Below are 22,476 nucleotides of genomic sequence, written 5' to 3'. Positions count from 1 at the left end.
CCTCACTCCCGCGGCCGGGCCATCAGGACCACGGTGACCTCCAGCCGCCTCCGGTCCCGCCAGAGGGTGAGGCGGACCCGGTCCCCGGGGCGGCGCTGGGCCACCAGGCGGACGACGTCCGCCTTGTCCTTCACCGCCACCCCGTCCACGGCCAGGATCACGTCCCCCAGGGCGAGGAGCCTCCCCTGGGTGTCCCGCTGGGCCCCTTTGAGGCCGGCCCTGGCCGCGGGGCTTCCCGGCTCCACCCGGTCCACCATCGCCCCCTGGGTGGAGGTGAGGCCCACGGCCCGGAGGAGGACGGGGGGGAGTTCGTCCAGGCTGATGAGGCTGGCCCCGAGCCATCCCCTTTGGGGGAGGCCGAAGCGCTCCAGGTCGGCGATGCTTTGGGCCACCAGGTCCCCGGGCACGGCCACGCCGATGCCCCCGATCCCGGCCGGCCCCCCGATGACGTCGGCCACGAGGCCCACCACCTCGCCCTGGAGGTTGAGCAGGGGGCTTCCCGAGTTCCCCACGGTGAGGGGGGCGTCGGTGAAGAGGTACTCCCCCACTTCGGTTCCCACGCTCGGGTCCGGCAGGGGAACCTCCAGGGGGCCCACCCCCGAGAGGATGCCGAAGGAGGCCAGGGGCCCCTGGCCGTAGGGGAAGCCCACCAGGACCACCCCCATCCCCAGGGGGAGGCGCCTCGCCTCCACCTGGGCGAAGGCCAGCACCCCGGGGGCCCGCGCCCCCCGGACGGTGAGGAGGGCGAGGTCAATCCCGGGGTCCACGGCGTAGCGCTCCGCGAGAAACGTCCTTCCGTCGGCGAGCCGGACGGTGAGGTCCTTGAGGTCCCGGATCACGTGGTAGTTGGTGACCACCCGGCTCGGCCCCACGAAGAAGCCCGTGCCCACCACGTCCTCCCCTCCGGGGGAGAGGGCGCTTCCCTGGACGCGCACCACCGCGGGGAGGGCCTTTTGGATCACCTGGGCCCGGGCCACCTCCTCGGGGGCGACCAGGCGCTGCCCCAGGACCAGGGTCAGGAGGAGGGCTAGGAGGAGAAGGGCCCGCATGGGCTTACATTACCTCAGGCGCGGGGATGCCGAGGAGGTCCAGGCCCGTGGCCAGGGTCCTTTGCAGGCTCTGGACGAGGCTTAGGCGGAGCTCCCTCAGCCCCTCAGGGGCGGTGAGGACGGGGGTGGCGGGCTGGCCGTTTTCCCGGGCGTTGTAGTAGGCGTTCCAGCTCGCCGCGAGGTCCAGGAGGTACTGGGCGAGGACGTGGGGGGTCCTCTCCTCGGCCGCCTCCAGCACCGCCTCCTCAAAGTCCAGGAGGTCCAGGGCCAGGGCCCGCTCGTAAGGGGTGGCCTGGGAGAGGTCCGGCGCTCCCCACTCCCCCGCCTTGCGCAGGATGCTGTGGGCCCGGGCGTGGGCGTACTGGACGTAGGGGCCGGTGTCCCCTTCAAAGGAGAGGGCCTCCTGGTAGCGGAAGTCAATCTGCTTCTTGGGCTCGGTCTTGACCATGCTGAAGCGGATCGCCCCCAGGGCCACCATCCGCGCCGCCTCCTCCTTGTCGGGGTGGTCGGGGTTCTTCTCCTCCACGATGGCCCGGGCCCTCCGGGTGGCCTCCTCCAGCACCTCGTCCACGCTCACGGCAAGCCCCTTCCGCCCCGACATCTGCCGCCCCTCCAGGAGGACGGTCTCGTAGGCCAGGTGGTGGGCCTTCTCCGCAAGCGCGGGGTAGCCCGCGAGGGCCAGGGCGGCCCGCACCAGGGCCTGGGGGTGGCTTTGGCGCACGTCAACGACGTTGATGGTCTCCTCCGCCTTGGGGGTGTAGGCCTCCCCCTCGGGGGCGCTCGTCCGGAGGCCGGGGTAGTAGGGGTTCTCGTAGGGGCGGAAGCGGAGGCCCTCCAGGATGCCCATCTTCCAGAACTGGAAGGCGATGTCCTTGGCGTAGTAGGTGGCCGTGCCGTTGGAGCGCAGGAGGACGAAGAAGGGGTCCTCGAGGCCCGGGATCACGGGGCTCGCGTCCATGACCAGGGCCCCGGCGTACTTCCCCTCCCGGGGGCGGAAGACGTGGGGGCTTTGCTCCAGGAGGGCGAGGGCCTTCTGGAGGAGCCCCGCCCGGACGATGTCGGACTCCCAGACGAGGAGGTCGTAGCGGGCGTTCAGGGCGTGCATCGTGGCCATCTGGGCGAGGAGGATCCGGTTCACCTCCTCCCTGAGCTCCCCCCGCTCCAGGGCGTGGAGGACTTCCTCAATGGCGGGCTGGAGCCTCTCGTACTCGGGGTCCTGGTGCAGGCGGACGTAGGCCCGGCCGGCGAAGTGGTCGTACTTCTCCTTCCCGTCCCAGGTGAGGCCGTAGTGGCGGAGGGCGAAGAGGGTCTCCGCCGCCTGGCGGCCCGTGTCGTCAATGTAGTTGAGGACCAAAACCTCCCGGCCCGCGTAGGCCAGGATGCGGGCGATGGCGTCCCCCAGGGCGATGTTGCGCAGGTGGCCCACGTGGAGCTCCTTGTTGGGGTTCACCGAGGTGTGCTCCACCAGGACCACCCCGGGCCGCCTGGGGAAGGGGGCCTTGGGGCGGAGGGCCTCCCGGAGGAGGGCCTCGGTGCGGAGGCGGAAGTTCAGGTACCCCCCCACGGGGACGGCCTCCTCCACGAACTCGGGCAGGGGAAGCCGGTCCTTGAGCTCCTGGGCGATGGCCTGGGGGGGCTTCCGCAGCTCCTTGGCCAAGGCGAAAAGGGGGACGCCGTAGTCCCCCGGTTTGTCCTTGGGGGCCCGGGCCACCTTGAGGCGGACCGGAACCCCCATCTCCTTTAGGGCCTGGGCGATGGCCTCTTCCAGCGCGCGCCGTAGCATCAGGGGGTTATCTTAACCCCCCGCGGCCAAGGCGGGGAGGACGAGGCCGGGGAGGAGCCCCAAGGCGAGGAGGAGGACCCCGGCGGCCACGACCGCGGCCCGGGCCCAGGGAGGGCCTGGGCGGAAGGGGGTCTCCTCGGGCCGCGCGAAGACGGCAAGCCCGAGCCCGAGGTAGTAGTAGGCGCTCACGGCGCTGGTGACGAGGGCCAGGACCAAGACCCCCCAGGCCCCGGCCCGGGCCGCCTCGGCGAAGGCCAGGTACTTGCCCCAAAAGCCCGCGAGGGGCGGCAGGCCCAGCAGGGAAAGCATGGCCACCAGGAAGGCGAGGCCCAGGAGGGGGTCTTTCCGGTAGAGGCCCCGGAGGGCTTCCAGGGGCACCCGGTCCGGGGAGATCTGGCTTAGGACGGCGAAGGCGAGGCCCGTGGCCAGGACGTAGGTGAGGAGGTAGAAGCCCAGGGCCTGGGCGTTTCCGGTGTAGAGGGCGAGGGCCATGTACCCGGCGTGGGCGATGGAGGAGTAGGCGAGAAGCCGCTTGGCCTCCTTCTGCGCCAGGGCCGCCAGGTTCCCCACCACCACGGAGAGGGCCACGAGGAGGGCGAGGGCCTCGGGGGGTGCGGCCACCCGGAGGAGGGCGGCGAAGGCCGCGGCCTTCACCGAGGTGGCCATGAAGAGGACCACGGGGGTGGGGCTTCCCTGGTAGACGTCGGGGGTCCAGAAGTGGAAGGGGGCGAGGGCCGCCTTAAAGCCCAGGCCCACGAGGAGCAGGCCCAGGGCCAGGGCGTAGAGGGGGCCTTCCCCGGGGGCGCCCAGGACGAGGCTCCCCGTGGCCCCGTAGAAGAGGGCCGCCCCGTAGAGGAAGAAGGCGGCGGCCAAGGCCCCCAGGAGGAAGTACTTGAGGGCGGCCTCGAGGCCCTGCCCCCGGCGCCAGGTGGCGAGGGCGTAGAGGGGGAGGGAGAGGGCCTCGAGGGCCACGAGCATCAGGAGGAGGTGCCGGGTGGAGGCGAGGAGGTGCATGCCCAAGGCGGCGTAGAGGACGAGGAGGTAGAACTCAAACCGCCCCGAGCGCACGAGGCCCACGGTCCACAAGGCCCCCAGGAGGGCGAGGAGGGTGAAGACCTGGGAGACGCCGTCCACCGCGTAGGGCCCGAAGGCGAAGGGCTTCCCCCAGGTGAGGAGGAGGCTTGCGAGGGCCAGGGCCAGGCCCAGGAGCGTGGCCCGCTTCACGCCCTGGGGCGGGAGGACGAAACCGAGAAGGGTCAAGGCCACGGAGAAGACCGCGAGGATCGCCAGGGTCATGCGCCACCTCCAAGAAGCTTGGCGAAGGCCTCCGCCAGAGGGTGGAGCCCCCGGGCGAAGTAGCCGGGGAAGACCCCCATGAGGAGGAGGGCGAGGACGCTAAGCAGGGCGAAGCCCCACTCCGCCCCCGCGAGGTCCTTCACCCCGGACCCTCCCTCCTCCCAGAAGGTCTTCTGGAAGGCGGTGAGGGCGTAGGCCGCGGAGGCGATCACGGAGAGGAAGGCCAAGGCGGCAAGCCAGGGGCTTGCCTTGTAGGCCCCGAGGAGGGTCAGAAACTCCCCGGGGAAGCCGGAAAGCCCGGGGAGGCCCACCATGGCGAGGAAGAGGATGAGGGCCAAGGCGGCGAGGCCCGGGGCGCTTTGTGCCAGGCCCCGGTAGCGCCCGATCTCCAGGGTGCCCGTCCGCTCGTAAAGCCTTCCCGCGAGGAGGAAGAGCCCCCCGGTGTAGACCCCGCTTGCCGCCAGGAGGTATAGCCCCCCCATGGCCCCTTCCGGCGTGCCCGAGAAGACCCCCAGGGCCGCCACCCCCATGTGGGAAAGCCCGGCGTAGGCCAGGAGGGTCTTGAAGTCCTTGGCGGCGAAGGCCACCCAGGCGCCGTAGAGGGCGGAGAGGGCCGCCAGGAAGAGGAGGAGGCCCTGGGCCTGGGCGAAGCCCTCAGGGGCCAAGGGGATGGCGAAGCGGAAGAAGGCGAAGACCCCCACCTTGTAAAGGGTGCCGAGGGCGTCGGCGAGGCCCGAAGGGTGGTTTTCCTGGTGGAAGGGGGGAAGCCAGGCGTGGAGGGGGAAGAGGGGCGTCTTGATGGCGAAGGCCAGGGCGAAGCCCAGGAAGACCCAGAAGGCGGCCTCTTCCTGGAGGGGGTGGGCGAGGAGGTCCTCCAGGAGGAAGGTGGGGCTGCCCGAGAGGAGCCTGGCCCCGAGGACGGCGGCGAGCATGGGCAAGGAGCCCACCAGGGTGAAGAGGACGAAGGTGTAGAGGGCCCGCGTCCGCCCCTCCCCCCCGTAGAGGTAGAGCATGAGGAGGGCGGGGATGAGGGCGGCCTCAAAGAAGACGTAGAAGACGAGGAGGTCCCGGGCGGCGAAGAGGCCGAGGAGAAGCCCCTCCATGAGGAGGGCGAGGCCCAGGAAGCGCCCTTCCACCCTCGCCACCAAAGCCCCTAAGAAAACGGTGAGGGCGATGGTGAGGAAGAAAAGCGCGGAAAGCCCGTCTAGACCGAAGGCCCAGTACACCCCCGCCCCGGGGAGGAGGGGGGCTTGGAAGGCGTGGGCCACCCCGCCCGGGTGGGTGAGGAAGAGGTAGAGGTTGAGGAGGAAGGAAAGCCCCGCCCCCAAAACCCCGAGGGCCCGGGGCAGGCCCAAAAGGAGCAGGGCCCCGAAGACCACCGGTAGAAGGACCGCCAGGACTACCACCGCATCACCCCCAGAAGGAGAAGCGCCCCCAGCACGAAGAGGAGGGCGTAAACCCTAAGGTAGCCGGTCTGCAACCGGGCGAGGCCCTGCCCCAGGCTCCGCGCCGCCCCGCCCAGGCCGAAGTAGCCGCTTAGGAGGCCCCGATCCCCGTAGAAGAGGGCCTCCGCCAGGGCCTTCAAGGGGTTCACGATGAGGGCGTTGTAGGCCCGGTCCACGTAGAAGGCCTCCCGGCTCGCCGCCTCAAAGGCCAGGTACCAGGCGGGGAAAACCTTGCGCTGGAAGAAGACGAAACCCGCCCAGAGCCCTAGAAGGGCCACCGCCGCCGAGAGGGCGATGAGGCCCCACTCCGCCCCCAGGGAGAGGTGGTGGGCCTCCACCTCCGCCAGGGCGGGCTTCAGGAAGGGTTCCAGGACGTTGGGCAAGGGGTGGGGCAGGGCCAGGTACCCCGCGAGGACCGAGCCCAGGGCCAGGAGGTGGTTGGGCCAGAGCATCACCGGCGGGGCCTCGTGGGGGTGGTGGTGCCCCCTCTCCTCCCCCAGGAAGACCAGGACGAACCAGCGCATGGCGTACATGGCGGTGAGGACCGCCACGAGGAGCGCCCCCACGTAGAACCCCACTCCCCCGAAGGGGTAGGTGAGGGTGGCGGCGAGGATGGCGTCCTTGGACCAGAAGCCGGAAAGCAAGGGGAGGCCGCCCAGGGCCAGGGCCCCGATGAGGGCGTGCCAGCGGGTTTGGGGCAGGTGCTTCCAGAGGCCCCCCATCTTGCGCACGTCCTGCTCGCCCCCCAGGGCGTGGATCACGCTCCCCGAGGCCAGGAAGAGGAGGGCCTTGAAGAAGGCGTGGGTGAAGACGTGGAAGAGGGCCACCCAGTACGCCCCCACCCCGGCCGCCAGGAACATGTACCCGAGCTGGCTGATGGTGGAGTAGGCGACGATTTTCTTGATATCGGTCTGGCCGAAGGCGGATAGCGCCCCATAAGCCGCGGTGAGGAGGCCGACCACGGCGATGGCGTAGGAGACGTCGGGGAGGACGCTGTAGAGGAAGGAGCTCCGGGCGATGAGGTAGACCCCGGCCGTCACCATGGTGGCCGCGTGGATCAGGGCGGAGACGGGGGTGGGGCCGGCCATGGCGTCGGGGAGCCAGACCATGAGGGGGATCTGGGCGCTCTTGCCCACAGCCCCGAGGAAGAGGAGAAGCCCTGCCAGGGCGAGGAGGTCAGGGTTCTTCAGGGGGCCCTCCATCGCCTCCTTGAGCTCGCTGATGGAGAGGGTGCCGTAGAGGGCCCAGAGGATGGCCATGCCCAGCATGAAGCCCAGGTCGCCGATCCGGTTCACGATGAAGGCCTTGCGGGCGCTGTCGGCGTACTGGGGGTTCTTGTACCAGAAGCCGATGAGGAGGAAGCTCGCCAGGCCCACCCCCTCCCAGCCGATGAACATCACCGGGTAGCTGTCGGCGAGGACCAGGGTGAGCATCATGGCGATGAAGAGGTTGAAGTAGGCGAAGAAGCGGCTGTAGCCCGGGTCCCCCCCCATGTAGCCGATGGCGTAGACGTGGATGAGGAAGCCCACGCCGGTGACGATGAGGAGCATGAAGCCGGAGAGGTTGTCCAGAAGGAGGCTGAAGGGGATGCCGGGAAGCCACTCCGCTTGGAAGCGGGCCCCGCCCGAGAGGAGAAGCCCCGCCCCCAGGAGGAAGGAGGCGAGGACGAGCCCCGAGGCCAGGACCCCGGGGAGGGGCTCTCGCATCCTTTTGCCGAAGAGGCCGAGGAGGGCGAAGCCCAACAAGGGCAGGAGAATCGTCCCGAGAAGCGCCATGCTTACCCCCGAAGCTCCGAGAGGTCGTCCACCGCGGTGCTCTCCCGGTGGCGGAAGATGGCCACGATGAGGCCGAGGCCCACGGCCACCTCGGCGGCGGCCACGGCGATGACCATGAGGGCGGCCACCTGGCCGTCAAGCCCGTAGGCCCGGGCGAAGCCCACCAGGGAGAGGTTGGCCGCGTTCAGCATGAGCTCAATGGAGAGGAAGACCAGGATGGCGGTCCTCCGGGTGAGGACCCCGTAGACCCCGAGGGCGAAGAGGAGGGCGGAGGTGAGGAGGTAGCTCACCGCGCCACCTCCTCCCGCTTCTCCGCCTCCTTGGCCCTCGAGGCCTTCCCGGGCTCCACCAGGGCCACGGCCACCACCGTGGCGGCCATGAGGAGGAAGCCCACCGCGAGGAGGACGAAGAGCCAGTCGCCGTAGAGCAGGGGCCCCAGGGCCTGGGGAAGCCCGCCCTTCAGGTCCTGGGTGAAGGCGAGGTCCAGCCCCCAAAGCCCCGCGGCCAAGATCCCCGCCACCCCTAAGGCGAGGAGGGCGGCGAGGGGCCTGGAGCGCACCAGGGGGTCAAACCCGATCTCCCCCTGGGCGGCGAAGAGGAGCATGATGACGAAGAGGAAGAGGACCACGATGGCCCCGGCGTAGACGATGACCTGGATAAAGCCCAGGAAGCGGGCGTCCAGGGCCACGTAGACTCCGGCGAGGACCAGGAAGTTGAGGATCAGGGCCAGGGCGGCGTGGATGGCGTTCCTGAGGGTCACCACCAGGACCCCGCTCAGGAGGAGGAGGAAGAGGGCGAGGCCTTCAAGAAGGCTCATCGCTTCCCCCCTTCCGTGGGGGCCTTGAACCCCTCCAGCTCGGGCCGCACGTAGGGCACCACGTAGCCCACCTTCACGGGCTTGCCCGTCCGCTTGGCCTCGCGGCGCTGGGGCTTGGTGCCCACCACGTCCACCAGCATGTCCTCCTTGCCGTAGACGAGGTCGGAGTACTCGTAGTCCGCCATCTCAAAGTCGTACCCCAGGACGATGGCCCCCGTGGGGCAGGCCTCCTCGCAGAGGCCGCAGAAGATGCACCGGAGCATGTTGATCTCGTAGACCTTGGCGTACCGCTCCCCCGCGGAGACCGGGTTTTCCGGGTCGTTCTCCGCCGGCTCCACGTAGATGGCGTAGGCGGGGCAGGCGGCGGCGCAGAGGGAGCAGCCGATGCACTTCTCTAGCCCGTTCGGGTGCCGGGTGAGGACGTGCCGCCCGTGGAAGCGGGGCTTCAGGGCCACGGGGGCGTCGGGGTAGGGGACGGTCACCGGCTTGGAGAAGAGGTACTTCAGGGTGATGCCGAGGCTTTGGGCGAGGGCCTTCAGGGTCATGCGCCACCTCCTTTGCGGGCGGGCTTGGGGGTGTAGAGGACCGCTCCCAGGAGGACGAGGAAGCTTAGGGCGGAGAGGTAGAGGAGGTAGGTCCTGGGGAGGTCCAGGGCCACCACGAGGGCGGTGACGAGGAACCAGAGGAGGGCCAGCGGGAAGAGGAAGCCCCAGCCGAAGCGGAGGAGCTGGTCGTAGCGCAGGCGGAACCAGGTGGCCCGGATCCAGATGAAGAAGAAGAGGAAGAAGGCGATCTTGAGGAACATCCAGAGGTAGGGGACCTCGAGGACGGGCATGGTCCAGCCGCCCAGGAAGAGGGTGGGGATGAGGGCGCTTGCGGTGATGAAGTGGATGTACTCCGCCATCTGGAAGAGGGCCCACTTGATGGAGCTGTACTCCGTGTGGTACCCGCCCACGAGCTCCTGCTCCGCCTCGGGGAGGTCAAAGGGGGTGCGGGCGGCCTCGGCCATGCTGGCGATGAGGTAGACCAAGAAGGCGGGGAAGGCGTAGAGGAAGAGCCAGCCGTGCTCCTTCTGCCAGTTCACGATGTCGTTCAGGTTGAGGCTGCCCACGAGGAGCACGGGGGCGAGGAGGGCGAGGCCCAGGCCGAGCTCGTAGGAGATGAGGCTCGCCGAGGAGCGGAGGGAGCCCAAGAGGCTGTACTTGCTCCCCGAGGCCCACCCGGAGAGGAAGATCCCGTAGACGGCGAGCTCGCTTACGGCGAAGAGGTAGAGGATCCCCAGGTCCAGGTTGATCACCCAGGGCTGGTAGCCGAAGAAGCTTCCCGGCGGGCCGAAGGGGATGAGCCCGAAGGCGAGGAGGGCGAAGACCACGGAGATGAGGGGGGCGAGGACGAAGAGGAACCGGTCCGCCTGGGCCACCACGATGTCTTCCTTGAAGATGCTCTTGATGGCGTCGGCGAGGGGCTGGAGGAGGCCAAAAGGCCCCACCCGGTTCGGCCCCATGCGCACCTGGAAGCGGGCGAGGAGCCTCCGCTCAATGAGGGTCATGAAGGCGAAGGCGGTGAGGAGGCCCACCACCACCAAGAGGGCCTTCAGGGCCACCATCCAGTAAGGGTCTACGGGGTAGGACCAGGTCACGCTTCACCTCCCGCGGGCACCAGGACGCGCCCCTCCACCCGGAGGCCCGCCGCGGGCCCCAGGGCCGAGAGGTAGAGGTGGCCTTTGGGCACGTCCTCCCGGTGGACCACCCGGGCCTCCACCCGGCCGAAGGGGGTCTCCACGGCCACCTGGGCCCCCTCGGGCAGGGCCTCGGCCCGCGCCGTCTCCGGGTGGGCCCAGAGTTCCGCCCGGGCCGCCTCTTGGGCCTTGCCCACCGCCTGGTGGGCCTTCCACATGGTGGGCCGGAGGTAGAAGGCGCCCTTCCGCTCCTTGGGCCGGAGCTCCTTGAGGCGGAAAGAGAGACGGCCCATGGCCTCCGGGACCTTCCGGGCCTTCAGGGCCTTCTGCGCCTCGAGGTGGAGCCGGAAGGGGGGCCTCACCCCCAGGGCCTCGGCCAGGAGGGCGAGGACCTGGAGGGCGCCCTCCGCCTCCCCGTTCTCTATGGGGGCGGGGCTTAGGGGGAGGACCCGGCCCTCCAGGTTCACCAGGTGCCCCCGCTTCTCGTAGAAGGTGGGGGCGGGGAGGACCACGTGGGCGTAGCGCTCCGCCAGGGGGTGGAGGTGGCTTAGGTGCATCACCACGAAGCGCTTGCCCTTAAGGGCCTCTTCCGGGGGCACGAAGCCGTAGTAGGCGTAGAGGGCCCCGGGCTCGTCCCAGGAGGCCCCCTTCGCCCCGGGGAGGACCCCCATGGCCTCGAGGCCCCGGGCGTTCGCCGCCGGGGTCATGGCGAGGACCTTGGCCCCCTTGCGCTCGGCGAGGAGGCGGGCCCTTTCCGCGGCCACGGTGTCCTGGAGGACACCGGCCCCGAGGATGAGCACCGGGTTCTTCGCCTTCTCCCAGGCCTCCTTCGCCTTCGCCACCATTTCGCTTCCCTCCTTGTCCCCGAGGAGGGCGAGGAGGATCTCCCGCTCTTCCCCGGGGCGGTGGACCTCGTGGATGGCGGCCCACTTCATGAGGGGGGCGCGGTACGGGGCGAAGAGGGCCATCTTGTCCGTGCGGCGGGGCATCCTTTCCTTGATCTGCAGGTCGGCGAAGGGGGTGCCGTGGTTGTAGCGGTGGGGAGGCTTGAGGTCGCGCACGAACTCGGAGAGGCGGAGGTGGAGGATGGGGGCTTCCTCCGTGGGGTCGCCGAGGACCAGGGCGAAGTCCGCCTGGAGGAGGTCCTCCAGGGAGGCGGGCGGGAAGAGGCTCGCCGGGGCGGCGGTGCGGCCCTGGAAGTCCAGGTGGGGGGTCTTCAGGGCCTTGGCGAGCTCGGAGGCCAAGAGGCCCTCCTCGAGGGTGGCGTCGTGGGCGAGGTAAAGCCCCACCTCCTCGCCCCTCGCCTCCTTCAGGCCCTCCTTGAGGGCGAGGAAGGCCTCCTCCCAGGTGGCCTCCACGAGCCTTCCCTCTTTCCGCACCAGGGGGGTCTTGAGGCGGTTTTGGTCCGCCCACTCGTGGCCGAAGCGGCCCGCGTCACAGATCCAGATCTCGTTGACCTCGGGGACCTCCCGGGCCCGGATCCTGAGGAGCTCGCCGCTACGGGTGTCGGCGGTGATCCCGCACCCCACGGGGCAGAGGGCGCAGGTGGTGGGGGTCTCCTCCATCTCCCAGTTTCGGGCGCGGAAGCGGGCGGTGAGGTCCAGAAGGGCCCCCACGGGGCAGATGTCCGTGATGTTCCCGGAGAAGCCCGAGGGGAGGCCGAAGTCCATGGTGCCGATGAAGGTGTGCACTCCCCGCTCAATGAAGTCCAGGACCTCGTCCCCGGGGACCTCCTCAAAGTAGCGCACGCACCGCTTGCAGTGGATGCACCGCTCCCGGTCCAGGATGACGAAGGGGGAGAGGGGGTGGTGCTTGTCCACGTGGCGGCGGGTGAACTCAAAGCGGGTGTAGACGGGAAGCTCCAGGGGGCCCTTCTGGTAGTACTTCTCGTAAAGCCCGTACTCCACGGTGCGGTCCTGGAGCTCGCAGGCCCCGCCCTTGTCGCAGGTAGGGCAGTCCAGAGGGTGGTTGAGGAGGGTGAACTCCACCATCCCCGCCTGGGCCTCCCGCACCACGTCCGAGAGGGTGTCCACCACCATCCCGTCCGCCACCGCCGTCACGCAGCTTGCGGCGAGCTTGGGCTGCCACTGGATCTCAGGCTCGCCCTTCTCGTTGAGGAGGGGCTTCCCGTCGGGGCCCTTCTTGGGAAGGCCGATCCGCACCAGGCACATGCGGCAGGCCCCTATGGGGGAGAGGTGCTTTTCCGAGCAGAAGAGGGGCACGTCGTACCCCGCGTGGAAGACGGCGTCCATGACGCTCGTCCCCGGGGGCACCTCCACGATGCGGTCGTTCACCTTGACCCGGACCATCTCACCTCCAGAGGGAAGGCCTGGGCACGGGGCGCTTCTCCCGCGCCAGGGCCAGGTACTGGTCCTTGAAGTGCCTTAGCGAGCCCTTCACCGGCCACACCGCCGCGTCCGCCAAGGGGCAGAAGCTCCGCCCCTCAATGAGGGGGAGGAGGGCTTCCAGGTTCTCCACGTCCTTCTCCTCCCCCTGGCCGGTGCCGATCTTGGCGAAGAGGTTCACCATGAACCCCGCCACGCCCTCGCGGCAGGGGGTGCACTTGCCGCAGGACTCGTGGGCGTAGAAGCGGGTGAGGTTCCACATGGCGTCCACCATGCTCACCCGCTCGGGGATGAGGATCACGCCCCCCGTCCCCAGCATGGAGCCCTTGGCCTGGAGGTGCTCGTAGCTCATGGGGGTGTCCAGGACCTCCTCGGTGAAGGGCAGAGGCGGGGTGGAGGACCCCCCGGGGATGATGGCCTGGATGGGCTCCAGGGGCCCACCCGCCCACTCGTAGATGAGCTCGCGGAACGTGGTGCCCATGGGGAGCTCGTACACCCCGGGGCGCTTCACGGGCCCGGAGATCTGGTAGAGCTTCATCCCCTTGGACTGCTCCGTGCCCATCTGGGCGAACCAGTCGGCGCCCCGTTCCATGATGGGCACCACGGAGGCCAGGGTCTCCACGTTGTTGATGGTGGTGGGCTTGCCCCAAAGGCCCGACTGGGCGGGGAAGGGGGGCTTCAAGCGGGGGTTCGCCCTTAGGCCCTCCAGGGAGTTCATGAGGGCCGTCTCCTCGCCGCAGATGTAGGCCCCGGCCCCCCGGTGGACGTGGAGGTCAAAGGAGAAGTCCGTGCCGAAGAGGTTCTTCCCCAGGTAGCCCCGGGCCCGGGCCTCCTTGATGGCTTGTTCTAGCCGGTCCGCCGCCCTGCGGTACTCCCCGCGGACGTAGATGTAGCCCACCGTGGCCCGGATGGCGTACCCGGCGAGGATCATCCCCTCAATGAGGAGGTGGGGGACGTCCTCCAGGATGTAGCGGTCCTTGAAGCTCCCGGGCTCGGACTCGTCGGCGTTGCAGATGAGGTAGTGCTGCTTCCCGTCGTCCTTGGGCATGAAGCTCCACTTAAGCCCCGTGGGGAAGCCCGCCCCGCCCCGGCCCCTAAGCCCGGAGCGCTTCACCTCCTCTATGACCTCGTCCGGGGTCTTCTCCTTGAGCACCCGCTTCGCCGTCTCGTACCCCCCGTGCCGGAGGTAGTAGTCCAGGGTCCAGGACCCCTCCTTCCCCACGTGGGCGTAGAGGGTCCTTTCAAACCGGGGGTCCAGTCCGGAAAGAATGGGGCCAGTCATACCTCCACCTCGTGCACGTGGTGGCCGCACTTTCCGGGAAGCTCAATCTCCTCAAGCCGCTTCCCCGCCCTAAGGCCTGCAAGAAGGGCCTCGAGCCTCGCCCGGGTCACGCACTCCACGTAGGGCTCGTCGTTCACCTGGATCACGGGGGCGGTGTGGCAGCTTCCCAGGCACTCCACCTTCTGCACGCTGAAAAGCCCGTCCGGGGTCACCTCCCCCGGGCCGATGCCCAGGGTCTCGGTGAGGTAGTCCCAAAGCTCCTCGGCCCCGGCGAGCTTGCAGGAGAGGGTGGCGCAGACCTGGAGGTGGTACTTCCCCGTGGGCACGAACTGGTAGTAGGAGTAGAAGCTCGCCACCCCCATGACCTCCGTGGGGGTGGTGCCCACGAGGCGGGCGATCTCCTCTATGCGCTCGGGCCGGATCCAGCCCTCCTCCTGCTGCACCCGCCTAAGGAGGGGCATGATGGCGGCGCGGCGCCCTTCCGGCGGGTACTTGGCGAAGGTCTCCTCCAGAAAGTCCTGCTTGTCGTCAAAGAACCCCATCTTCCCTCCCTTAGCGGTCCACGTCCCCCATCACGGGGTCTAGGCTGGCGATGATGGCCACCATGTCGGGGACCTGCTCCCCCTTGCAGGCGTAGGGGAGGCTTTGCAGGTTGACGAAGCTCGGCGCCCGCACCTTGACCCGGTAGGGCATGGAGCCGCCGTCGGAGACGATGTAGTAGCCGAGTTCCCCCCGGGCCGACTCCGTGGGCACGTAGACCTCCCCCTTGGGGGGGTGGAAGCCCTCGGTGTAGTGCTTGAAGTGGTAGATGACCGCCTCCATGGAGGTCTCCAGGAGGTGGCGGGGGGGCGGGGTGATCTGGGGGTTGGGGTCGCGGACGGGGCCCGGTTCTAAGCGCTCCAGGGCCTGCTTGATGATCTTGACCGACTCCCGCATCTCCCGGATGCGGACGAGCATCCGGTCAAACACGTCCCCCCTCTCCCCCAGGGGCACGTCAAAGGTGTAGGTCTCGTAGCCCGAGTAGGGGTAGGCCTTGCGCACGTCGTAGTTCACCCCGCTCGCCCTTAGAGACCCCCCGGTGAGGCCGAGGTCAATGGCCACCTCGGGCGGGATCACCCCCACGCCCCGGGCCCTTTCGTAGAAGATGGGGCTTTCGGCGAAGAGGGCCTCGTACTCGTCTATGCGGTGGGGGAGGACTTCAAGGAGCTTCTTGAGCTCGGGGACGAACTCCTCCGGCAGGTCCTCCTTCACCCCGCCGATGCGGATGTAGTTGTGGTGGAAGCGCTGGCCCGTGACCCACTCAAAGAGGTCCAGGATGGTCTCGCGCTCGCGGAAGGCGTAGAAGAAGGGGGTGAGGGCCCCGAGGTCCAAAAGCCCCGTCCCCAGGAAGACCAGGTGGCTCGCCAGGCGGGAGAGCTCGTTGAGGATGACCCTTATGGTCTCCGCCCTAGGCGGCACCACGGCCCCCAAAAGCTTCTCCACCGCCAGGGCGTAGGCCAGGTCGTGGGCGAAGGAGTGGAGGTAGTCCATCCGGGGCGTGTAGGTGATGTTCTGGAGGTAGGTGCGGTGCTCCATGGTCTTCTCAAAGCCCGTGTGGAGGTAGCCGATGTGGGGCACCACCTCCAGGACCTCCTCCCCGGAGAGGGTCACCATGAGGCGGAGCACCCCGTGGGTGGAGGGGTGCTGCGGGCCCACGTTCAGGGTCATCACCTCGGTGCGGAGCTCCTTGGCCTCCTCCGGGGGGGCGTCTAGGGGGATTTCCTCCAGGAACTCTTCCCTCATCCTTTAACCTCCCGGGCCTTCTTCAGGTCGGCCCAAAGGGACCTGTAGCCCTTGCGGCTCCCGCCCTTGTAGAAGGTGAGGCCGGGGTCCTTGCCGGTGAGGGCGGCGCGGAACTCCGCCGGGATGATGTACCGCCCCTCGCGGAAGAGGGTGGGGGTCTCGCCCAAGGGGTAGTCCTTGCGCAGGGGGTGGCCCTCGAGGTCCTCCGGGGTGAGGATCTTGCGGAGGTCGGGGTGGCCTTCAAAGACGATGCCGAAGAGGTCGTAGACCTCCCTTTCCAGGAAATTGGCGCTCCCCCAGAGGTCGGTGACCGTGGGGAGCCTGGGGTCCTCTTCGGGCACGTAGACCCGCACGAAGAAGCGGCTCCCGTCCCCGTCCTTCCAGCCCGGGAGGGAGACGAGCTCGTAGACCACGGCGAAGCGCTCGGGGCGGGGGTCCGGGTAGGTCAGGTAGTCCAGGCCCACGATGTCGGCCAGGAAGTTGAACCCCATGGCCTTGTAGTGGGCCATCTCCTCCTTGAAGCGCTCCCTGGGCAGGACCACCCAGAGGTTGCCGAGGCCGTTGTCCTCTATGGGGTAGCCCTTGGCCCGGGCCTCTTCCAGGACGCGCTCAAGCCGCATACCTCACCCCCTCGTCCGCTTCCAGGCCGCCACCGGGGGAAGCCTCTCTCCCCGCTCGTTGTAGGCCTGGCCCCGCACCTTCTTCTGCAGCTGCATCACCGCGTAGATCAGGGCCTCGGGCCTGGGGGGGCAGCCGGGGACGTAGACGTCCACGGGCACCACCGAGTCCACGTTCTGCACGATGGCGTAGTTGTTGAACATCCCGCCCGAGCTCGCGCAGGCCCCCATGGAGATCACCCACTTGGGGTCGGGCATCTGCTCCCAGACCCGGCGCATCACCGGGGCCATTTTCTTGGAAAGCCTCCCGGCCACGATCATCACGTCCGCCTGGCGGGGGCTTGCGCGGAAGACCTCGCTGCCGAAGCGGGCCAGGTCGTTGCGGGCGTCCGTGGAGGCCATCATCTCAATGGCGCAGCAGGCGAGGCCGAAGGTGGCGGGCCACAGGGAGTTGCTCCGCCCCCAGGCCACGAGCTTCTCCAAGGTGGTGAAGAGGATCCCCTCCCGTTCCAGCTCCTGGACGTCCCGCTCAAAAAGGTCCTTCAGTGCCACCGCATCACCCCCTTCCACCACTCGTAGAGGAAGCCCACGAAGAGGAGGAGGGTGAAGGCGAGGACCCCGAGGAAGCCATAGAGGCCAAGCCCGCCCGCGCTCACGGCGTAGGGCCAGAGGAAGGCCACCTCCACGTCAAAGAGGATGAAGAGCATGGCCACCACGTAGAAGTGGACGGGAAAGCGCTTCACCTCCCCGGCGGGGTCGTTCCCCGACTCGTAGGGCATGAGCTTGGCCCGCCCCGGCTTCTTGGGGCCGAGGAGGGCCCCCACCAAAAGGGCCGCCACCCCAATAAAGAGGGCCACCCCCACGTAGATCAGCGTGCCCACGTACTCTTGGATCGGCGCCAAGGTCCCCTCCTTTCGTGCCTTTCTTCACGAAGCCGGTCCCCAAAGCCCCAAAGGGGCCGGCCTCATTTCCCGCCCATCTTATCACCCCGGGGTGGGGCGCAAGGGGGGTGGGCTACACAGAAGGAGAAGGGACGGTGTAGGGAAGGGAGGCGGGCCTACACCGCCCCCTCGAGGCCCTCCCTCAGCCGGCGGAAGGCCTCGAGGTCCAGCTCCTCGGCCCGCACCCTAGGGGGGAGGCCCAGGGCCCTCAGGGCCTCCTCCACCCGCGCCTTGGGGTAGCCGGCCGCGGCCAGGGCGTTTAAAAGCGTCTTCCGCCGCTTTCCGAAGGCGGCCTCAACGAGGCGGAAGAGGCCGGGGTCGTCCAGGGCGCCCGTGGGGGTGAGGCGCACCAGGCTGCTCCACACCTTGGGCGGGGGAAAGAAGGCCCCCGGAGGGAGGTCAAAGAGCCTCTCCGCCACGGCGTGGTGGGCCACCCGGAGGGTGAGGACCCCGTAGGCCGGGGTCTTGGGCCTTGCGGTCATGCGCTCGGCCACTTCCTTCTGCACCAGGAAGACGAGGCGGGCGAAGCGCCCGGTCTTGAGGAGGCGGGTGACCAGGGGGGTGGCGATGTGGTAGGGGAGGTTGGCCACGAGGAGGCTTCCCTGGGGCACCTCCTCCCAGGGGTAGAGGAGGGCGTCCTGGAAGACGAGGCGCACCGGGAGGCCGGAAAGGGTCTCCTCCAGGACAGGCCTCAGGCGCAGGTCCTTCTCTATGGCCGTCACCTCGGCCCCGGCCTCGAGGAGGGCCCGGGTGAGGGCCCCAAGCCCAGGCCCCACCTCAAAGACGGGCCCGGTGAAGGGCCGGGCCGCCTCCACGATGCGGCGCAGGTGGGCCTCCGAGACCAGGAAGTTCTGGCCGAAGCGCTTGTCGGCGAAGAGCCCGTGCCGCTCAAGGAGGGCGCGGACGCTTTGGGGCGAGGCGAGCTTACTCATGGAGGCGCCGCACCTCGGGCCTCGGGGGGTCGGCCTCGGGGTCCAGGACCAGGTACTCCCCCAGGTCCAGGGCGTCAATGAGGGCGAAGCGGTCCTTGAGGAGGATGCCGTCCGGCATGGGGGTGTGGCCGTAGACCCCGTAGCGGTAGCCCATCCTTTCCACGTACTCGGGGGTGAGGAACCACCAGGTCTTGGCCTCGCTCTGGGCGTAGAAGAGGCCGTCGTACTCCTGGAGCCAGGGCACGGGGCCCACGTGGGCGAAGTGGACGCCCTTTAGGACGAGCTCCTTGGGGAAGGAGGCCATCCAGGACCGCAAGGCCTCGGGGAGGGCCTTTCCCCCGTGCTCCGGGTGGAACTCCAGGTGCTTGAGGTGCCGGTTGCCCAGGATGGGGCTTCCCTCTAGGAGGGCGGCCTCGTGGTTGCCGAGGAGGATGGTGACGTGGTCCCCCGCCTCCTCCTGGAAGGCCTTCAGGCGGAAGAGTTCCCGGATCTGCGCCCCCGCCGCCAGGCGGAGGTGGAAGGGGTCTTCGGGGTCGTAGGCCTCGAGGCCCGTGAGCCGCGCGTAGTCCCTCGGGGTCTTGGGGTGGACCAGGTCCCCCAGGAGGACGAGGCGCACCCGCCCCGAGCGCAGGGCCTCCGTGGGGCGGAAGCCCTCGTCGGCGAGCCCCTCCCGGCGCAGGATCCGCCAGAGGAGGGGGAAGTTGGCGTGGAGGTCCCCGAGGGCGACGACCCTCATCCCTTCAGAAGGTTGCGGAGCTCCCCGTAGAGCTTGCGCGTCTCCTCGGGGGTCTTGCCGTAGCCCCCGTACTTGTTCACGATCCTGGCCGCTTCCTTGCCCAGCCCCTTTTCCTTGAGCCTTTCCAGGAGCTGGTCAATGAGGCGGTGGGCCTCCGGCTTCTCCTCCTCGGCCTCGGCCTCCGGCTCCGCCTCGGGGAGCTTGGGCGGGGTGAAGCGGCCCTTCTCGGGGTCGTAGTCCACCCACTGCTTCTCCAGGCGGTAGAGGTACCGCCCCACACCGAACTTCACCGCGGCCCGTTTGAGGGCGTCGGAGAAGGCGGCCTTCAGGGAGTCCCCCTCCCCCACGTCCTCCTTGGTGACCCCGAGGACGGTGAGGCGGCACTTGACCTCGCAAAGGCGCTCCCGCCTCTCGCCCCTCTCGTCTTTCACCAGGCGCTCCGCGTCGGAGAGGACCTCGTAGGCGTCGTGCCAGCCCTCCGGGCCCACCACCTTGTCCAGGCGGTCCAACACGGTGCGGGCGTCCACGTAGGGGACCACCAAGGCCCGCTTCTTGTCCCGGGAGAGGGCTTCCACGCGCCACTGCACCTCCCCCGGGGGAAAGGGTTCGGCCAGTTTCCGCCAGACTTCGTCCATGTGTTTTAGTTTACTTTAGGTTGCTCTCACCCCAAAGCCTTGGGGGAAGGCGAAGATGGGGGCATGAAGCGGTGGCTGGCGTTCCTTCCCTTCCTGGCCCTGGCCTGGGCTTTGGAGCTCAGGGTCACCGCCTCCTTGGTGGTGGACCTCTTCCCCCAGGCGGTGGTGGTGGAGCGGGTTACCGAGCCCCAGGGGATCGTGGTGGTTTACCAGGCTTCCCAGGCGGAGGCCGTTTTCCGCTACCACGACCTGGACCTCCGCCGCCGGGGCTGGGTGCGGGTGAAGTACGAGGTCAAGAAGGGCGAGTGGAAGGCGGAGTACCGCAAGGGTAAGGCCAAGGCCAGGCTCTCCGTGAAGGACAAGAAGGGCCGGGTGGAGGTGCGGCTCAAGGAGGGGGACTAGACAAGGCCCAAGCCCCTCGGTACCATATAGGGCGCGCGGGGCCGTGGCGCAGTTGGGAGCGCGCCTGAATCGCACTCAGGAGGTCAGGGGTTCGAATCCCCTCGGCTCCACCAGAAAAGCCTCCCGCCCTGGGGCGGGAGGCTCGGCTTTTCGCTCAGTAGCCCGTGGAAGAGTGGGGATTCAAGAGGGGCGCCAGGCTCTACGGCGTGAGGGGGACCTGTTGGGGCCCCACGTAGTTGAGCGGTAAGGGTGTGGTGTCAATCGTGGCCACCGCCGAGAGGACCTTGGAGTTGCTGGAGTCGTAGTAGAGGGGTAGTCGTTCGGTCCGGGCACCAATACCGAAGAGCAGGCGATGGTGACGTTCCGTGGACCTAGCGGCTGAAGGGCTGCACCGGATTGACCCCCTAAGGGGATTGCGGCCCCCGGGGGCCTTTGGCTAGCCTTTCCCCATGGGTAAGCGTCGCTCTGCCGTGGCGTCTGATTTCCCAGACCACCTCCGCCAGGTGAAGCCGACCCACCTGCTGAAAACCTACGGCTTTGGGTTTGCGGGCCCTCTGGGGGACCTCCGCCGGAGGGCCAGGCGGCTTCTGGACCTGGGCCCGAACGCCCTGTCCATCGGCCTGGACCCGGACCGCCCCCCCCGCCCGGCCCAGGCCCGGCACGGGCTCCTTTCCCCGGGGTTTTAGCCGTGGTCCTCGCCGCCTTGGTCCTGGTCCTCGAGGGAGAAGGCCTCCCCGAGCCCTTGGGCCTCAGGGGCTTCTTCTACGGCCTCCTTCGGGAGGTGGCCCCGGAGGTGCACGACCAGGGGGAAAACCCCTTCGCCCTGGGCTTCGGGGGGCGGGAGGGGGCGGCTTGGGCCCGGGTGAGCCTGCTTGTGGAAGGGCTTTACGCCCGCCTCGCCCCCCGCCTCTACGCCCTGGAGGGGGAGGAGGTGCGGCTTGGGCCCCCTTTCCGGGTGCGGGCCGTGCTCCAGGAGGGGCACCCCTGGGCGGGGGTTTCCACCTATCCCCGCCTCTTTCAGGGGCCTCCTTCCCGGGACCTCGCCCTGCGCTTCGCCAGCCCCACCTTCTTCCGCAGAAAAGGGGTCCACTACCCGGTCCCCGAGCCGAGGTTGGTTTTGGAAAGCCTCCTCCGGCGCCTCGAGGCCTTTGGCCCCCTGAAGGCCCCGGAAGGGGTGAGGGAGGCCCTTTTGGAGAGGACCACGGTGCGGAGCCTGGAGGGGCGGACCCTCCCCGCCCGCACGGAGGTGGACACCGCGGGCTTCGTGGGGCGGGTGGTCTACCACCTGCCCCGGGCCACGGAGGAGGAGGCCCTTTGGCTTTCCGCCCTAGGCCGCTTCGCCTTCTATAGCGGCGTGGGGGCCAAGACCTCCTTGGGCTACGGCCGCGCCCGGGCGGAAAGTGCCTAATCCCCCTTGGGCTTGCTTCGCCCTGCCGGACCGAGGGGAGGTCCTAGGCACCCCGCCGCGTTAAGGCGCGGGCCCTCAGTCCAGGCCCAGGAGGGTCCGGCGCAGGGCCTCGTGGACCCGCCCGTTGGTGGCGAGGATGTAGCGGCTGCCCAGGCGGTAGGGGTTCCCCTCGAGGTCCGTCACCCTTCCTCCCGCCTCTTCCACGAGGAGCCACCCCGCCGCCACGTCCCAGGGGTTCAGCTTCACCTCCCAGAAGCCCTCCAGCCGCCCCGCGGCCACGTAGGCCAGGTCCAGGGCCGCCGCCCCGGGCCTGCGGACGAGCAGGCCCTTGCGCAGGGCCCGTTCAAAGTAGGTGAGGTTTTCCGGGTCCTTGGCCACGTCGTAGGGGAAGCCCGTGGCGAGGAGGCTCCCCACGAGGCTCTCCCGCCCCGTGACCCGGATGGGGCGGCCGTTGAGGTAGGCCCCTTCCCCCCTCAGGGCGTAGAAGACCTCCCCCCGGGCGGTGTCCATCACCACGCCCATCTGGATGGCGCTCTCGGCCTCGAGGGCGATGGATACGGCGAAGAAGGGGAAGCCGTGGGCGTAGTTCACCGTCCCGTCCAGCGGGTCCACGATGAAGCGGAGGGCCTTCCCGCCCTCGCTCCCCCCTTCCTCCCCCAGAAACCCCGCCTCGGGGAAGCGGGAGAGGAGGAGGCCCTTCACCGCCTCCTCCGCCTCCCGGTCCGCCTGGGTCACCAGGTCGGTGGGGCCGGACTTGGTCCCCTCGGTGAAGCCCTTTTCCAGGTAGTAGAGGTGGATGCCCCGGGCGAGGCTCGCCGCCTCCAGGGCCGCCTCCAGGTACGGGTAGTAGGGGTGGCGCCTTCCGATCACCCTTCCATCCTAAGGGAGGCGAGGCGGGCGAAGAGGGCCCGCAGCTTCTCCGCGCTCTTCACCCCGGGGGCCTCCTCCACCCCGCTCGCCAGGTCCAGGGCGTAGGGCCTGAGGGCGAGGACCTCCTCCAGGTTCTCCGGGGCAATCCCCCCCGCCAGGATGACCCGCCTTCCCGTGGCGAGGAGGGGCTTGGCCCAGGCCCGGGGGTAGGCCTCCCCGCTCCCCGGGCGCTTCCCGTCTAGGAGGAGGGCCTGGGCGGGGTAGTCCGCCCACTCGGGCCGCGCGGGGCCCTCGAGGGGGAAGGCCTTGATCACGGGGTAGAAGCGCCCCACGGCCTCCGCCCACTCGGGGGGCTCCTCCCCGTGGAGCTGGGCCACCTGGAGCCGGGCCTCCTCCATGAGGCGGAGCACCTCCTCGGGCGGCTGGTCGCGGAAGACCCCTACCCGCACCACGAAGGGGCCCAGGGCCTCCCCGATGGCCCGGGCGGCTTCCGGGGCGATCCTGCGGCGGGAGCCGGGGGCGAGGACGAAGCCCAAGGCGAAGGCCCCCAGGGCCTCGGCAAGGAGGGCGTCCTCTAGGCGGGTGATGCCGCAGATCTTGACCCGCACAGGGCCAGTATAAGGGGCCGGGCCTTTGGGCCCGGCCCGAGCGCCCGCGCGCCTTTTGGGGGCCTTAGGACCTTC

24 protein-coding genes and 1 tRNA gene are annotated in these 22,476 nt (G+C 69.3%); 4 read left to right on the top strand and 21 right to left on the bottom strand.

Annotation, left to right across the window (positions count from 1 at the left end; genetic code table 11):
• Nucleotides 1–2 precede the first annotated feature (2 nt).
• The 19 genes from TTH_RS00515 to TTH_RS00425 form a co-directional block, all read right to left on the bottom strand.
• Entirely contained in the window at nt 3–1,049 is a 1,047-nt protein-coding gene (locus tag TTH_RS00515) for a S1C family serine protease (RefSeq protein WP_011227709.1), read from the bottom strand.
• A 4-nt stretch (nt 1,050–1,053) separates the two neighbouring features.
• Nucleotides 1,054–2,832 (bottom strand): arginine--tRNA ligase, encoded by a 1,779-nt coding sequence (locus tag TTH_RS00510; RefSeq protein ID WP_011227708.1) that lies wholly within the window; start codon nt 2,830–2,832, stop codon nt 1,054–1,056.
• 12 nt (nt 2,833–2,844) lie between these two features.
• Complete coding sequence (locus tag TTH_RS00505) at nt 2,845–4,128, bottom strand: NADH-quinone oxidoreductase subunit N (protein WP_011227707.1); 1,284 nt, start codon at nt 4,126–4,128, stop codon at nt 2,845–2,847.
• A complete protein-coding gene (locus TTH_RS00500) occupies nt 4,125–5,534 on the bottom strand; it encodes a complex I subunit 4 family protein (protein WP_011227706.1) in 1,410 nt (469 codons plus the stop codon). The genes TTH_RS00505 and TTH_RS00500 overlap by 4 nt, the downstream gene beginning before the upstream one ends.
• Complete coding sequence (gene nuoL, locus TTH_RS00495) at nt 5,528–7,348, bottom strand: NADH-quinone oxidoreductase subunit L (RefSeq protein WP_011227705.1); 1,821 nt, start codon at nt 7,346–7,348, stop codon at nt 5,528–5,530. The genes TTH_RS00500 and nuoL overlap by 7 nt, the downstream gene beginning before the upstream one ends.
• Before the next feature lie 2 nt (nt 7,349–7,350).
• On the bottom strand, nt 7,351–7,638 hold the full coding sequence (gene nuoK, locus TTH_RS00490) for an NADH-quinone oxidoreductase subunit NuoK (protein ID WP_011227704.1): 288 nt from the start codon (nt 7,636–7,638) through the stop codon (nt 7,351–7,353).
• Entirely contained in the window at nt 7,635–8,165 is a 531-nt protein-coding gene (locus TTH_RS00485) for an NADH-quinone oxidoreductase subunit J family protein (protein WP_011227703.1), read from the bottom strand. The genes nuoK and TTH_RS00485 overlap by 4 nt, the downstream gene beginning before the upstream one ends.
• Nucleotides 8,162–8,710, bottom strand: coding sequence for an NADH-quinone oxidoreductase subunit NuoI (gene nuoI / locus TTH_RS00480; protein ID WP_011174264.1), 549 nt, complete (start codon nt 8,708–8,710; stop codon nt 8,162–8,164). Before nuoI ends, TTH_RS00485 begins: the two co-directional genes overlap by 4 nt.
• The gene (gene nuoH / locus TTH_RS00475; protein ID WP_011227702.1) at nt 8,707–9,804 is read right to left on the bottom strand and encodes an NADH-quinone oxidoreductase subunit NuoH; all 1,098 of its coding nucleotides are present in this window, start codon (nt 9,802–9,804) and stop codon (nt 8,707–8,709) included. The genes nuoI and nuoH overlap by 4 nt, the downstream gene beginning before the upstream one ends.
• Nucleotides 9,801–12,152: an NADH-quinone oxidoreductase subunit NuoG gene (gene nuoG / locus TTH_RS00470; protein WP_011227701.1), complete on the bottom strand. Its 2,352-nt coding sequence runs from the start codon at nt 12,150–12,152 to the stop codon at nt 9,801–9,803. The genes nuoH and nuoG overlap by 4 nt, the downstream gene beginning before the upstream one ends.
• Before the next feature lies 1 nt (nt 12,153).
• A complete protein-coding gene (nuoF, locus tag TTH_RS00465) occupies nt 12,154–13,470 on the bottom strand; it encodes an NADH-quinone oxidoreductase subunit NuoF (protein WP_011227700.1) in 1,317 nt (438 codons plus the stop codon).
• The gene (nuoE, locus tag TTH_RS00460) at nt 13,467–14,012 is read right to left on the bottom strand and encodes an NADH-quinone oxidoreductase subunit NuoE (protein WP_011174268.1); all 546 of its coding nucleotides are present in this window, start codon (nt 14,010–14,012) and stop codon (nt 13,467–13,469) included. The genes nuoF and nuoE overlap by 4 nt, the downstream gene beginning before the upstream one ends.
• A gap of 10 nt (nt 14,013–14,022) precedes the next feature.
• Nucleotides 14,023–15,252, bottom strand: coding sequence for an NADH dehydrogenase (quinone) subunit D (gene nuoD / locus TTH_RS00455; protein ID WP_011227699.1), 1,230 nt, complete (start codon nt 15,250–15,252; stop codon nt 14,023–14,025).
• The gene (locus TTH_RS00450) at nt 15,249–15,872 is read right to left on the bottom strand and encodes an NADH-quinone oxidoreductase subunit C (RefSeq protein WP_011174270.1); all 624 of its coding nucleotides are present in this window, start codon (nt 15,870–15,872) and stop codon (nt 15,249–15,251) included. The genes nuoD and TTH_RS00450 overlap by 4 nt, the downstream gene beginning before the upstream one ends.
• A 3-nt stretch (nt 15,873–15,875) precedes the next feature.
• A complete protein-coding gene (locus tag TTH_RS00445) occupies nt 15,876–16,421 on the bottom strand; it encodes a NuoB/complex I 20 kDa subunit family protein (protein WP_011174271.1) in 546 nt (181 codons plus the stop codon).
• A complete protein-coding gene (locus TTH_RS00440) occupies nt 16,412–16,771 on the bottom strand; it encodes an NADH-quinone oxidoreductase subunit A (RefSeq protein ID WP_011174272.1) in 360 nt (119 codons plus the stop codon). Before TTH_RS00440 ends, TTH_RS00445 begins: the two co-directional genes overlap by 10 nt.
• Before the next feature lie 155 nt (nt 16,772–16,926).
• Nucleotides 16,927–17,742, bottom strand: a complete 816-nt coding sequence (gene rsmA, locus TTH_RS00435) for a 16S rRNA (adenine(1518)-N(6)/adenine(1519)-N(6))-dimethyltransferase RsmA (RefSeq protein ID WP_011227698.1) — start codon at nt 17,740–17,742, stop codon at nt 16,927–16,929.
• The gene (locus tag TTH_RS00430) at nt 17,735–18,478 is read right to left on the bottom strand and encodes a metallophosphoesterase (RefSeq protein ID WP_011174274.1); all 744 of its coding nucleotides are present in this window, start codon (nt 18,476–18,478) and stop codon (nt 17,735–17,737) included. Before TTH_RS00430 ends, rsmA begins: the two co-directional genes overlap by 8 nt.
• Nucleotides 18,475–19,113, bottom strand: coding sequence for a Rad52/Rad22 family DNA repair protein (locus tag TTH_RS00425; protein WP_011174275.1), 639 nt, complete (start codon nt 19,111–19,113; stop codon nt 18,475–18,477). Before TTH_RS00425 ends, TTH_RS00430 begins: the two co-directional genes overlap by 4 nt.
• A 63-nt stretch (nt 19,114–19,176) precedes the next feature.
• Here TTH_RS00425 and TTH_RS00420 point away from each other — a divergent pair, with 63 nt between their 5' ends.
• The 4 genes from TTH_RS00420 (at nt 19,177) to cas6 (ending at nt 20,923) form a co-directional block, all read left to right on the top strand.
• Nucleotides 19,177–19,515 (top strand): hypothetical protein, encoded by a 339-nt coding sequence (locus tag TTH_RS00420; RefSeq protein WP_011227697.1) that lies wholly within the window; start codon nt 19,177–19,179, stop codon nt 19,513–19,515.
• A 37-nt stretch (nt 19,516–19,552) separates the two neighbouring features.
• Nucleotides 19,553–19,628, top strand: a tRNA-Ala gene (locus TTH_RS00415).
• Between the two features lie 390 nt (nt 19,629–20,018).
• Nucleotides 20,019–20,201 (top strand): hypothetical protein, encoded by a 183-nt coding sequence (locus TTH_RS00410; protein ID WP_224065217.1) that lies wholly within the window; start codon nt 20,019–20,021, stop codon nt 20,199–20,201.
• Between the two features lie 2 nt (nt 20,202–20,203).
• Nucleotides 20,204–20,923, top strand: coding sequence for a CRISPR-associated endoribonuclease Cas6 (gene cas6 / locus TTH_RS00405; protein WP_011227695.1), 720 nt, complete (start codon nt 20,204–20,206; stop codon nt 20,921–20,923).
• A gap of 75 nt (nt 20,924–20,998) precedes the next feature.
• Here the strand turns inward: cas6 and TTH_RS00400 are convergent, their stop codons facing one another.
• Both TTH_RS00400 and TTH_RS00395 read right to left on the bottom strand, forming a co-directional pair.
• Nucleotides 20,999–21,793 (bottom strand): inositol monophosphatase family protein, encoded by a 795-nt coding sequence (locus tag TTH_RS00400; RefSeq protein WP_011227694.1) that lies wholly within the window; start codon nt 21,791–21,793, stop codon nt 20,999–21,001.
• Entirely contained in the window at nt 21,790–22,401 is a 612-nt protein-coding gene (locus TTH_RS00395; protein WP_011227693.1) for a phosphoribosylanthranilate isomerase, read from the bottom strand. The genes TTH_RS00400 and TTH_RS00395 overlap by 4 nt, the downstream gene beginning before the upstream one ends.
• Nucleotides 22,402–22,476 lie beyond the last annotated feature (75 nt).

Origin of the sequence: Thermus thermophilus HB8 (genome assembly GCF_000091545.1) — a bacterium.
Lineage (GTDB): Bacteria > Deinococcota > Deinococci > Deinococcales > Thermaceae > Thermus > Thermus thermophilus.
The sequence above is the reverse complement of the archived record's forward strand: the minus strand, read 5'-3'. Positions and strand labels throughout refer to the sequence as shown.